Raw genomic sequence first — 12,619 nt, 5'->3', positions numbered from 1 at the left:
ATGATGACCTGGGGGACAGGCAATTATTCGAAGTCGGTGGTATCCGATGTATCTGATGTATCCCCGGTACCCGTATTATCCATGGTGCTTGCGGAACCATCGGCCGGCTCCAGCACGATGCGCGACGTGGACTTGCCATCCGTTACGGGCTGGCCGCCAACCGTAATGGTCGTTGCAGCGGAATTCCCCGATTTCACGAAGAGTCCCTGGCTGTCCATGTCAAAGCTCAGCGAAGCACCGTTCTCGAGCATTTGGAAAGCCAGCTTCTCCCCGGAAGTATTGTTTCCGCGGTATACCTCGACCCAGCTCTTGCCTTCGCTCGTGGCCACAATCTCAACCTTCACGGACGAGCCCGATACCTTAAATACGGTGTTCTTGCCTTCCGTCCGGTCCTGCGTCACCGTAGCCGTTCCAGGCGTTGAATCACCCGGTTCATCGATGTCCGTTCCGTCTGTGCCTTCTGTTCCGTCCGGGGTGTCAGTTCCTTCTCCGTCCGTGCCTTCGTTAACCGTGCCGTCCGGAACATTGTCGCCGCCCTGCGCTCCGTCGCCTGGCGTCCCGGAATCCGTGTTATCCGGAGTTTGCGGGTTCTGCGCCTGATCGGTCTGCGTCTGATCATTGTTGCTGACCGGCGGTTCGTCCTTAGGCTCATTCGAATTGATGGCCACCAAATATATGACAACAACGATCAAGATCGGGAACGTCCACATCAGCAGCGTAGGCAGCCATTTCATGTTCCGTTCGGCTGTCGGTCTGCTGGCGCGCTTTTGAATAACCGGCTCCATGGTCGCTTCCGGTTCGGATTTAGGCACATCCTGTTTGTGCCCTTCAAGCAGTTCGTCCGGGTCAATCCCCACCGCTTCCGCATAGGTTTTGATGAATGCCCGCACGTAAAAACTGCCGGGAAGTACTTTGTAATCCCCTGCCTCGATGGCTTCCAAGTATCGCTTGCGTATTTTAGTCATTTCCTGCACATCATCAAGGCTCATCCCTTTTTGCAGACGCGCCTCCCTTAATTGCTGTCCCAGTTCGGACATGCCATCACCTCCTACTTTAGAATTTCGTGGTCAAAGTCAAACAAAAATATTACAAATCGTCACTATAAGAGCCCGTGAACGTATCATAAACGATTTCCTCTTCCGGATTGTTTCGCAATTCGATGATAATGTCGAAATCATCGTAGGAATATTCGGATTCGCGAACAAAGATATCGGGATGCTCGATCACCTTCGTGCTCTCCATTCCCATGATATCCTGCAGGAGCTGATAGTGGCGTTCATTGGATCGGATCGTGCTCACAATGCCGTCAATGATAAAAATGTTGTTCGTATTCATCTCGTCCTCGGAGAGTTGACTGCGAATGGTTTGACGGAGCAGCGTAGAGGAAACGAAGGTCCAGCGCTTCATCGCGCAGACGCTGCCGGCGATAATGGACTCGGTTTTGCCCACGCGTGGCATCCCGCGGAGGCCGATGACCTGATTACCTTCCCTTTTGAACAATTCACCCAAAAAATCAACAAGTAAACCGAGCTCATCACGCGTAAAACGAAACGTTTTACGATCATCCGAGTCCCGGTCGATATATCGTCCATGACGGACAGCCAGAATATCCACCAGTTTCGGGGGCCTCAAGGCTGATACCGTAATATTTTTCATTTTGTTTAACATTTTACCCATCAGAACAATTTTTTCTTCGTCATCCGTCTCGAGCAGCATTCCGCGGGTTTGGCCTTCCACGCCGTTAATGGTCAGTATGTTCACTTCGAGCATGCCCAGCACGGATGCAATGTCACCGAGCAAACCGGGCCGGTTCTTATGTATCTTATATTCCATGTACCATTGATTCGATTCCACAAAGACACCTCTTTGCACTTCTTTTCCATCAATATTCGACAAATTCCAGCGAAAATTGCACGCAAAAACAGGTCAAATGAAAAATGGGTCACGTTAATGATATATAAAATAAAAATGAAAGGCAAGTATTAACGGTGACATGAAAATTACATTCTTTTTTCTTGACAAAAAGCCCCCATTGTCGGGGGGCTTTTTGTTAATGGATTATGCGTTGTTCTTGGCCAATTTCACCATCAGACGCGCGATAACGTGGCGTTCTTCCTCGTTACCTACATCCCACAATTCTTTCAATGCCCGGTTGGATGAGTTTTGCGGATCAACCTTCTCATCGAGGAAATCACCGATCTCATAAGCCAGCTGGGAAATGGTGTCTTCACTCATGCCCGCTTTCTCGGCTTGAACGACGCGCTCGCCCAGGAATTTCTTCCAGGAATCAAAGTTTTTGATTACGGATGACATGAATTAAATCCTCCTTTTGCGTGATGGCAATTCAGATTTAAAGTAACAATAGTAATATGTCCCCGTAACCAATACCTTATGAGTGGTGAATTGCACCACGAACGAGATCTAGGTCACCCATCCTCCGTTCGGGCTGATCACTTGCCCGGTAATGTAGCCCGACTCGGGCAGCGCCAAAAAATACACCAGCGACGAAATCTCATCCGGCTGCGCCAATCGGCCGACCGGAATTTCATCCTCCAGCATGCGAATTTCATCCGACTCCAGATGCCCCAGCATGGACGTATCGACCGCACCGGGCGCCACGGCGTTCACCGTTACGCCTGACGGGGCAAGCTCCTTCGCGAGGGCCTTCGTAAAGGCGTTAACGCCGCCTTTGCTTGTCGAATACAATACCTCGCAGGAGGCTCCGGATAACCCCCAGATCGAGGATACATTGATGATCCTGCCAAAGCGCTGGGAAACCATGCGCCCCATAAAAGCCTGGGAACACAGAAACATCCCACGCAGGTTAATGGACATCAAAGTATCCCACTGCTCTTCCGTCACGTCGGACAAAAGCCCGTAATGGGACACGCCCGCGTTGTTAACCAGAATATCCGGCTCCATACCATGACTCTGCAGTTTCTCTTTCATCCGTAATATCTGCTCTTTGTCGCGCAGGTCGGCGGATACGGTTAATACCTTGGCTCCATAAGCCATGCAGCGGCGAGCTACTTCGTTGGCCGCTTCGTGCGAATTCATGTAGTGGATGACCACATTCATGCGGACCGAGGCAAAGCGTTCGGCGACAGCCGCCCCTATGCCTCTGCTCGCACCCGTAATCAATACCGTCATTTCCCCGATCGGCTTCAATTCTCTTCCCATGTCTTGCTTCATTACGGACTCACGACGATCGATACAGCCAGCTGGTTCCAATCGACATGCTCCTGCAGGCGGCGGTTGACATCCTCCAGGGTGATGGATTCATAAACCGGCAAAACGTTGAAGAAATCGGCGCCGCGGAACTGATAGCGAGTAAATTCATGGGCAATGTTTTCCGGGGAATTGAGCATGCGCAAGTATCCGCCCATTTTCTTCTTGCGGGCCCGTTCAAAGTCCGAGGCTTGGAATCCGGATGCCTTTAGCTTATCCACCTCGGTACGGATGCGCTCCAGCAGTTGATCCGGATCCTTCGTGTCCCCGCCAACCGCGGAGAACGCATACTGGGGCGAGCTGTTATATTCATGACCGAAGCTGTCGGAGATCAAATCCTCATCGTACAGCTTCTGATACAACTCCGTACTGGAGCCAAACAGGAGATCCATCATCAGCTTGGTCGTCAGGTCGCGGCGCAGCTGCTCATCGGCCGATAAACCCACCTGCTTCTCCTTGAAGCCGAACAGGCATTTCGGCAGCGATACGGCCAAGCGGCTCTCCCTCCGCTTCTCTTCGACCCCCTGCGGCTCCGGATCGAATAAACGCTCAATGGAACCTTGTTTGTCGTACGATTTTCGGGCTTGGTTCGATCGGATCAGGTTCATCGTTTCCTCGGGATCGACGCCGCCCACCACGAACAGCAGCATGTTGCTCGGGTGATAGAACGCATTGTAGCACGTATACAGATCTTCTTTCGTAATCGTCCCGATGGATTCCACCGTGCCGGCGATGTCGATATGCACCGGATGCACCTTATACATCGCTTCGATCAGTCCGAAGTACACGCGCCAATCCGGGTTGTCTTGATACATGTTGATTTCCTGGCCGATGATCCCTTTTTCCTTCTCCACGTTCTGGTCGGTAAAATATGGATTCTGCACGAAATCGATCAGCGTCTCCAAATTTTCATGAATGTTCTCCGTGGCCGAGAAGAGGTACACGGTCTGGTCAAAACTGGTAAAGGCGTTCGCCGAGGCGCCATTGGAAGCAAACTTGGCAAAAATGTCGCCTTCCGGCTCCTCAAACATTTTGTGCTCGAGAAAATGCGCAATTCCGTCCGGAACCCGGGTCTCGGACTCGCCTTGGACCTTGAAATGGTTATCGACCGAACCGTACTTGGTTGCGAAGGTCGCATAGGTTTTCTGGAAGCCGGGTTTAGGCAGCACATAGACGTGCAAACCGTTATCCATCACTTCGTAATACAGCGTTTCCTGCAGGTTGTCATAATGAATGCTCTCCACCGGCTATTCCTCCTTTTGACCTTTCAGGAAATAGATCGTATCCAGGGAAAATGCCGAAGCCGCCTGCTTCACATCGTCCACTGCAATGCCCTCGACCTGCTTCAGCAGCTCATCCGGCGTACGTTCCCGTCCCGACAGCGTGCGGTTAAAATCATACGCAATCATCTCGAAGGCCGAATCCTGCATTTCTTTGATCACGTTGCGGATCATGGCTTTCGTCTGGGTCATTTCGATGTCCGAGATGGCACCCTTGGCCATGTCATCGAGCTGTTGGCGAATGATGTCGACCGCCTTCTCGAAATTTTGTACCTCGATCCCGGATTGAATGGTAGCAATCCCTTTATGACCGTCATATCGGGAGGAAGCGTAATACGCCAGACTTTCCTTCTCCCTCACGTTAACAAACAGCTTCGAATGCGGATACCCTCCCAAAATCCCGTTATACAGGAGCGCAGCGGCATATTCATCATCTCCGTACGTAATCGTGCTTCGAAGGCCCATGTTGAGTTTGCCTTGATTGATGTCCAGCTTCTCCACGACCGTCTGCGTCTCGTTAGCGGCCGTCCGCGTGATAGAAGGAACATAATCCCTGCTTTCCGTCCGATTCAGTTTAAAATGCTCCTCGACGAGCGTCTTCACCTCATCCAGACTCGTATCGCCAACCACGTACAAATCCAAAACGGACTCTTGGAGCCATTTCTGATAAGATTCATACAAGCCCTCCGGCGTGATGCCGTCAAGGTCCTTCCGCTCTCCGAGCGGATGCAATCGGTACGGCTCGTTCTTGCACATAACCTCAATGCAGCGCTCGGCGGCATAACGGATCTTATCGTTTACGATAGACTCCAGCTTCTTGCGGACCGTGTCGCGCTCGGTCTGCACGTAAGATTTGCGGAATGCGCCATTCTCCAGCACAGGCTGGGTGAATGCCTCGCCCAGAAAAGCAAATGAGGAGCGCAGCAGGCTCTCAGGGCTCTTAACAAAAGAGTCATTGATCGTGTCCATGCGGAAGTGCACGATCTGATAATCGCCGCGCTTATACACGTCAAAGCCAAACCCGGCGCCGTACAGCTGCTCCAGCTGCTCGCGGAATGCTCTGGTTTCCGGGTAAGAAACCGTCCCTCTGCGCAGTACAAAAGGCATAAGCGCGGTCGAGGTCACGGTTTCCTCCGCTAACGGGCTTCCGGCGTAAAGCGATATCGCAAATGTCTTGAATCGGTTCGTCGGCAACACGTGAATCCGTATCCCTCCGGCAGTACCGTGTTCAAATTCCGTTTTCGTCAAGGTCCATATCCCCTTACATCATGGATTGTCGTTGCCATAATTTACTTCATAGATAACTTACATTCTAACCCATCGCAAAGTGAAGAAGCAACCGAAGACAGGCCCCGGTTGCCGTTGGTTGAGCTACATACAGAAGATATGTTGACCGATGGTTTTGACTTGAGGACGCGTCCAAATCCATGGCGAGGTGGCTGTTTTCGGATTGAAGTAGTACAAGCATCCTCCTGTAGGATCCCAGCCGTTCAGCGCCTGCTCCACCGCTTTTCGAGCCTGGGCGTTCGGCTCCAGCCATATTTGGCCGTCAGCGACCGCGGTAAATGCTCTCGGCTCGAATATAACCCCATGCGGCGTGTTCGGGAAGCTTGGCGATTTCACCCGGTTGAGAATAACGGCCGCTACGGCGACCTGTCCCTCAAACGGCTCTCCGCGCGCTTCGCCGTAAACGGCATTCGCCATGATTCTCAAATCATTGTCGGACAGGCCCATAGTATTCGATGAGGCTAAGTTGTTATTTCCTTGATTAGTACCGCCGCCGTTTCCGCCAGCACCGGCCGCTGCACCTCCGCCTTCATGAAGCTTCGGAGCGGTCGGACGGAAATCCTTGGTGGCGTTATACAGTTTCAGTTTGACCTTCGGCCCCACGATGCCGTCCACCTTCATGCCGAACTCGGATTGGAACCACTTGACGGCGCCTTGGGTCTTGGAACCGAACACGCTGTCGATTTTGCCGTGATAAAAGCCTAGGTACTTCAGTCGCCCTTGCAGCTCATACACGTCTTCGCCGGTGGAACCGAATTTGATGGTCTGCTGGCTAAAGGTCGGCAAAGCTTCCTGTAGAATCGAACTGTGATCCGCTTTCAGCCTTCCCTGGGCGAAGACGACGGCAGATAACAGTATCGCAATGCTGATCAGAATCCAGATTCTTGAGTTTTTCATGCTGCGCTCTACCTTTCTCTTGTGGTTTAACAAGCCTCGCTACCGTTATTATGACAAGCCTGCCAATATCCTATGCACCTATTCCCTGAGGACGGCATGAGCGCAGAAGATCCTATAAGCGCAAAGAGAGCTGCTCCTATGAGGGAACAGCTCCTTAAATGTTCTGTATCAGTTGCAGCGTTCAAACACGCTTTCATCCGTCGCTTCTGCCTAGCTCTACGCACGCCATGACCAACGCTCCGACGCCATGAAGGTCATTTTCGCATTGCTGCCTTTCCACATAATGCTTGTAATCGCCTACTCCCGTGCCGATGCAGATTTGGGGCATGACCAAATGTCCCTTGTCATTGCGATATACGGATTGGACCAGGCCTTGATATCCCTGTCTTGCATACGTCATAAAAGAAGGATCCAGAAAACCCAGACGGACTCCTTTTGCCAAGGTATAGGTGAAAAGACTGGAGCAGGAGGTTTCGAGCCAATTGTCCTCCCGCCCCCCTTTGTCCACAACCTGATGCCACAGACCGGTAGCCGGATCCTGATAACGCACCAGCGCTTCGCTTAATTCACGTAGCGCGGCAGCCAGCTCTTCCCTCGCCGAATGATGCTCAGGCAGTAAATCGAGGAACTCGACAAGCGACAGCGCATACCAGCCTATGGCGCGTCCCCAAAATTCCGGAGATTGCCCGCTGACCGGATCCGCCCAGGGCATCGTTCGGCTCTCGTCCCAAGCATGATAATACAAACCGGTAGCCTCATCCTTGGTATGGGAGCGCATCAGCTTCTCCTGGAACAATACCTCGTCAAATAAATGCGGCTCGTTATACTGCCTCGCATAGTTCATCGTAAATACGCCGCCCATATACAGTCCGTCCAGCCACATCTGGTATGGATACCGGTCCTTATGCCAATAGCCGCCTTCAGTGGTCCGGTTCAGCGTGGACAGCAAGCGGAGCAGTTTATCTGCTGCGGCCCTGTAGCGGTATTCGGGAAACACAGCATCCAATTCCATCAGGAGCAGGCCCGCTTGAACGGAATCCAGCTCTCCCCGCTCAAGCAGCAGGTTGCCGTTAGCGTCCACCAGATGATCAACATAGCCTTTGATATAATTCAAAAACTTGGCGTCCCCGTTAAATTTCCACAATTGAGACAACCCAACCAAAAATACGCCCTGATGGTAATGCCACCTGCCTGCAGGCGGAAGCTGCTCGGGCAAATACGTTTCCATGATCGATTGGCACGCCTTGGCGGCGAGTTCTATTGGTGACAAAGCGGACTGTGCCTGCTGCTGTACGGGATTGGACATACGTGCTCCTCCTCTTTCTAATCAATTACTAAAAAGCGATTGAATTTATAGAATAACGCCATCCTTGAAAATGGATATTTCCCGAAAGCCGTTCCGTTCATTTTGCGTCTTCTCAACGCCTGAGGCCAAATGAACGATGACCTCCAAGAGTTCCGCATGAAGCTCATCCATGCTTTTGCCCTCCAGCAGAGCTCCCGCATTATAATCGATCCAATGCTTTTTACGTTTGGCTAGCTCGGAATTGGTCGCGATTTTGACGGTTGGTACAGGCCCCCCAAACGGCGTCCCCCTTCCGGTCGTGAACAGCACGAGGTGGGCGCCGGCTGCAGCGAGTGCCGTAACCGATACGAGGTCATTGCCCGGCCCCTCGATCAGGTTCAGTCCCGGCTTCGAAGTTCTTACGCCGTAACGGAGCACATCGGATACGGTTGCAGTCCCCCCTTTTTGGGTGCATCCCAGCGATTTCTCCTCTAAGGTCGTGATGCCGCCGTCTTTATTCCCGGGAGACGGATTTTCATAGATTTCCTGTCCATGCGAGACGAAATATTGTTTAAAGTTGTTGATGAGCAAGGTGATATCCTGGAACACCTGCTCGTCGGCAGCCCGATCCATCAGGATCGTTTCGGCTCCGAACATCTCCGGCACTTCCGTTAGAAGAGCGGTGCCTCCATAGGCGGTAATCGTATCCGCGATGCGGCCCGCCAGCGGATTGGCCGTAATGCCCGAGAGGCCGTCCGACCCGCCGCATTTCAGCCCGATCTTCAGTTTGGAGAGAGGAACCTCCGTTCTTTTGAAGGTCTCCGCATATTCCACGAGCTCGGATATAAGGGACAACCCTTCCTCCAATTCGTCCTCCATGTCCTGGGCACGCATATATTTGATCCTATTCCCGTCCTGCTCCCCGATCATGGCCTGCATTTGATCGATCTGATTGTTCTCGCAGCCGAGCCCGATAATGAGCACGCCTGCGGCATTGCCATGCTGAGCCAGGGAGGATAATAGGCGCTGGGTATGGCTCAGATCATCTCCGAGCTGCGAGCAGCCGTAAGGATGCGGAAAATGATAAATCCCATCAATCCCTCTCCCTTGAAACTGCTGACCTGCCATTCGTGCCAGCAGCTCGCAGGTTTTATTAATGCAGCCGACGGTGTTGATGATCCAGATTTCGTTGCGGATTCCAACCTCGCCGTTCGGTCTGACATATCCTTGGAACGTTGACGAGCCGTGGCTGGCAGCTGAAGGCTCAAGCCCTTGATTCGCGTTTGGCTTATACTGATACTCCACTTCACCGGAGAGACCTGTTTTCAAATTGTGGGTATGAATCCAGGTCCCCGGCAAAATGGCTTCCTTCGCCAGACCGATCGAATAACCGAATTTGAAAACATGGCTACCCGCCTCAATCCACCGCAGAGCCACCTTATGACCCTTCGGGACGTCCTCCGTTAATTCGATGGCATGCTCCTTCCCGTTCAAGATCCCGATGGCATGTTCTCCTGCCGACAAAGGACGAAGCGCAATGCCGACATCATCCTTGCTGTGAAGTATGACGATGTCACTCATGTGTGTTGTTCAGCTCCATTTCTTCGATATAACTGCTTATCGTTTCATGAAGAGCGGGAATTCGGTTCAGATCCTCGCCCCATATCCTCTGGTTACCAAGAATGGAGGCCACAAGCTGACGTATAGTCCACTCCCCGCCGTCTACCTTTTGCCAAGCTTGCTGCAGTGTCATCAGGTTATCCGGATCATCTCTTAACGGCAGCCGTTCACCATCAAGTCGCGTGCCGTACCATTGCCCCTCTTTTGTGCCGATATGATACAGACGGATCAAGGAAGCCAATCCAAGAGTAATGGTGCTTGGCAGCTCATTATGCATTTTGATATATTCCTTTAAGCTCGGCAGAACCCGAACCCTAAATTTGGACATGCTGTTCATGGCGATGTCCTGCAGCCTGTGCCGAATGAAGGGGTTGCCGAACCGCTCCCACACGGTTGCGGCATATGCTGCAACCTCTTCCGGCGGGAGGGGCACCCCCGGGACGATCTCATCGAGCATCGCGTTTCGTATGCGGTCACCCCATTCAGGACTTTCCGTCATCTCCTTCACTTCGTTCAAGCCATGGAGCAGGCCTATCGAAGCCATAAGGGTATGCGTTCCATTCAAGATCCTTACTTTTCTAACCTGATACGGAGTCAGATCGGATACCCAGCTTACCTGAAGGCCCGCCGACCGTAGAGGCAGTCTGGACTCCAGTGACGGATCGCCCTCAATCGCCCAGAAATAATAGGGCTCGGCCGTGTTGAGCAATCGATCCTGATGACCCCATTTGTTAAAATAACGCTCCGCTTCTTCCGGATAACCGGTTACGATCCGGTCTACAAGCGAGTTCAGGAACAGATTATGGTCCGCCACCCAGTTCTGAAAGGCCGGCGAAAGCCCCCAATCCTGTGCATGCCGCAAAACAATGGATCGCAAGATGTCCCCGTTTCGTTCCAGAAGCTCGCAGGGCAATATCATCAAGCCCTTGTCCGGAGAGCCTTCATAATGCTTATAACGCCGGTACAGCAGCATGGTCAGCTTGCCGGGATACGACAACACCGGTTCGTCCGGATTCCATTCACTGCGCTGATAATCGAGGCCCGCCTCGGTGGTATTGGAAACGATGATATCCAGGGAATCCAACTCGGCGATCCTTAAGAAGTTCTCCCATTCCGCATAGGGATCCACGATCTTCGAGAACACCGGAATCCACTGCTCCTCCTCAACTTTTCGTCCATCCTGCAGACCTCGGGTCAGCAGGCCGTATATCCCTTCCTGTTCCCGCAGTTGCTCCAGCTTGGGCCTTCCGCCGGGTCTTGGCTGACTGACCGCGACGCTCCCTTGAAACAGCCCCTGCCGGTTGCATTCATAGATCATCCAATCGAAAAAGCCCCTGAGAAAATTACCTTCGCCGATTTGCAGCACCTTCACGGGGAAGTTCAACATCTCCGAGTCCTGGCGAATATCCTGCTGCTGGAGAAACTTCCGTCCGACCAACTTCAACGATCCGCTTCGGTCCGTGCTCGTACCCATGGTTTATCTCCCTTCCGTTTGGCCAAACCGGAAATAACGCTCGGCGTTGTTGTAACAGATATCTTCCACGATGCCTCCGAGCCAGGGAAGATCATCCGGCGCTTCGCCCCGCGTAACCCACTCGCCGAGAAGATTGCAAAGAATACGGCGGAAATACTCATGCCGGGTGTAAGACAAAAAACTTCTGGAATCCGTCAGCATCCCGACGAATCGGCTCAACAGGCCCATATTGCCGAGTTTGCTCATCTGCTCGACCATGCCGTCTTTGGTGTCGTTGAACCACCACGCCGAGCCGAACTGGATTTTGCCCGGAATGCCGTCTCCTTGAAAACTCCCGATCAGTGCTGCAAGGATATCGTTATCTCTGGGGTTGAGCGAATAGAGTATCGTTCTCGGAAGCGCCGACTCTTGATCGAGCCGATCCATCAGCTTAACGAGCGGTACGGCGATCGGACTATCGTGAATCGAATCATAACCGGTATCCGGACCCAATTGTCGGAACATCCTTGTGTTGTTGTTGCGTTGGGCATTGATATGGAACTGCATGACCCAGCCGAGCCTGGCGTAGACACGGCCGAGATGAAGCAGCGTATGCGTCTTGAACTGTTCCTCTTCTTCCCGGGAAACCCTCTCCCCTTGAAGCGCTTTCAAGAAAATGTCGCCCGCCTGCGCCTCGCTGACCTCTCGATAAGGCACGTAATCCAGCGCATGATCGGATACCCTGCCGCCAACCGAATGGAAAAATTCCGCCCGCTGCTCCAGCGCTGCCAGAAATGCCGGATAATCCGCTATCTCGATCCGGCTTCGCTCGGCGAGCAACTTCACCCAAGGAACGAACGTCTCCCGGTTAATCTCCAGCCCCTTGTCCGGACGGAACGACGGGAGCATCTGAAATCCGGCATCGCCTTCCTCTGCCAGCTTGATATGATATTCCAGGCTATCCGCCGGGTCATCCGTCGTACACACGACCTTCACGTTGCTTGACGTAATCAACCCCCTGGTCGTAAAATCATGTTCCTGTAGACGCTTGTTTGCCGCCTCCCAAATTCGCGGAGCAGTCTTTTCCTGAATGATATCCGATATGCCGAACAGCCTTTGCAGCTCCAAATGCGACCAATGGAATAAGGGGTTGCCAATCGTCATCGGCACGGTGCGGGTCCAAGCCAAGAAGCGGTCATAATCGTTCACGCCCGGCCCTCCCGTGATGTAGGCCTCTTCCACGCCTGCAGCACGCATCGCCCGCCATTTATAGTGGTCACCGTTGATCCAGGCTTCCGTTAAGTTCTCGAACCGGTGATTGTCAACGATCATTTGCGGACTCAAATGACAGTGGTAGTCGATGATTGGCATGGCTTTAGCATAATCGTGGTATAAGATGCGAGCAGTCTCGTTATGAAGCAAAAAATGTTCATCCATAAAAGGTCTCATGATTTCACCGTCCGTTTCTGTAGATTATCTACTATGTTACGGCATCATCAGTTGGATTTCTTCACGTTTATTGCGAATATAGAGGATTATTCAACATATCTTGCTTTGTTTTGCAAGAAG

The 12,619-nt window shown here is 52.4% G+C and carries 11 protein-coding genes; all 11 read right to left on the bottom strand.

The window, feature by feature from the left end; all coding sequences use genetic code 11:
• Window positions 1–23: 23 nt before the first annotated feature.
• On the bottom strand, window positions 24–1,037 hold the full coding sequence (locus tag AC3RCL_RS10495; RefSeq protein WP_192571300.1) for a helix-turn-helix domain-containing protein: 1,014 nt from the start codon (window positions 1,035–1,037) through the stop codon (window positions 24–26).
• A 49-nt stretch (window positions 1,038–1,086) separates the two neighbouring features.
• The gene (locus AC3RCL_RS10490) at window positions 1,087–1,854 is read right to left on the bottom strand and encodes a DUF3388 domain-containing protein (protein WP_009589314.1); all 768 of its coding nucleotides are present in this window, start codon (window positions 1,852–1,854) and stop codon (window positions 1,087–1,089) included.
• A gap of 204 nt (window positions 1,855–2,058) precedes the next feature.
• The gene (locus AC3RCL_RS10485) at window positions 2,059–2,313 is read right to left on the bottom strand and encodes a DUF3243 domain-containing protein (RefSeq protein ID WP_009589302.1); all 255 of its coding nucleotides are present in this window, start codon (window positions 2,311–2,313) and stop codon (window positions 2,059–2,061) included.
• A 108-nt stretch (window positions 2,314–2,421) separates the two neighbouring features.
• Entirely contained in the window at window positions 2,422–3,192 is a 771-nt protein-coding gene (ymfI, locus tag AC3RCL_RS10480) for an elongation factor P 5-aminopentanone reductase (protein WP_096774484.1), read from the bottom strand.
• Window positions 3,192–4,472, bottom strand: coding sequence for an EF-P 5-aminopentanol modification-associated protein YfmH (yfmH, locus tag AC3RCL_RS10475; RefSeq protein WP_213579177.1), 1,281 nt, complete (start codon window positions 4,470–4,472; stop codon window positions 3,192–3,194). Before yfmH ends, ymfI begins: the two co-directional genes overlap by 1 nt.
• A 3-nt stretch (window positions 4,473–4,475) precedes the next feature.
• Complete coding sequence (yfmF, locus tag AC3RCL_RS10470; RefSeq protein WP_492535333.1) at window positions 4,476–5,756, bottom strand: EF-P 5-aminopentanol modification-associated protein YfmF; 1,281 nt, start codon at window positions 5,754–5,756, stop codon at window positions 4,476–4,478.
• A gap of 123 nt (window positions 5,757–5,879) precedes the next feature.
• Complete coding sequence (gene sleB, locus AC3RCL_RS10465; RefSeq protein WP_452516004.1) at window positions 5,880–6,692, bottom strand: spore cortex-lytic enzyme; 813 nt, start codon at window positions 6,690–6,692, stop codon at window positions 5,880–5,882.
• 193 nt (window positions 6,693–6,885) lie between these two features.
• A complete protein-coding gene (locus AC3RCL_RS10460) occupies window positions 6,886–7,998 on the bottom strand; it encodes a glycoside hydrolase family 88/105 protein (RefSeq protein ID WP_492535332.1) in 1,113 nt (370 codons plus the stop codon).
• 45 nt (window positions 7,999–8,043) lie between these two features.
• On the bottom strand, window positions 8,044–9,558 hold the full coding sequence (locus AC3RCL_RS10455; RefSeq protein ID WP_096774489.1) for a UxaA family hydrolase: 1,515 nt from the start codon (window positions 9,556–9,558) through the stop codon (window positions 8,044–8,046).
• The gene (locus AC3RCL_RS10450) at window positions 9,551–11,071 is read right to left on the bottom strand and encodes a tagaturonate reductase (RefSeq protein WP_492535331.1); all 1,521 of its coding nucleotides are present in this window, start codon (window positions 11,069–11,071) and stop codon (window positions 9,551–9,553) included. Before AC3RCL_RS10450 ends, AC3RCL_RS10455 begins: the two co-directional genes overlap by 8 nt.
• 3 nt (window positions 11,072–11,074) lie before the next feature.
• Window positions 11,075–12,499: a glucuronate isomerase gene (gene uxaC, locus AC3RCL_RS10445; RefSeq protein ID WP_492535330.1), complete on the bottom strand. Its 1,425-nt coding sequence runs from the start codon at window positions 12,497–12,499 to the stop codon at window positions 11,075–11,077.
• Window positions 12,500–12,619 lie beyond the last annotated feature (120 nt).

This window comes from Paenibacillus sp. MT86 (assembly GCF_058792535.1).
This window is presented reverse-complemented; position numbering and strand designations above follow the sequence as displayed.